At 49.9% G+C, this 337-nt stretch carries 1 pseudogene; it reads right to left on the bottom strand.

Annotation, left to right across the window (positions count from 1 at the left end):
* Positions 1–337: pseudogene (locus AAEY75_RS14325) on the bottom strand (fatty acid desaturase); the annotation flags it as partial.

Here is a 337-nt window from a genome sequence, read left to right as displayed (position 1 = left end):
CGCTAGCATTGGCCAACATCATGGTCAGTATGTGGTACATCAATACTTGCGCTAACATGGTCAGAGCAGGAACAGCGACAGTAAATACGGTCAGTACGAGGGCAACCAAGACGACTAAAGCAATCAAGCCAAATTCTAGCCAAGCCAAGCTTTGATTGCGACGGCTGCTTAAACGCAGTCCTTGCCGATAGATAGCGAGCCGATAAGTTATCCCGCCGAGCAGTGCTTGCCACCATGACACATTTGCCAGACTGCCTTCAATATCACTATCGCCCAGCGGATCACGATGATGTGCCATGTGAGTGGCTCGAATGCTGTGCAAGCTGGTCATTAATAG

The sequence above is a fragment of the Psychrobacter sp. TB55-MNA-CIBAN-0194 genome, assembly GCF_040309505.1.
GTDB lineage: Bacteria > Pseudomonadota > Gammaproteobacteria > Pseudomonadales > Moraxellaceae > Psychrobacter > Psychrobacter fozii.
The sequence above is the reverse complement of the archived record's forward strand: the minus strand, read 5'-3'. Positions and strand labels throughout refer to the sequence as shown.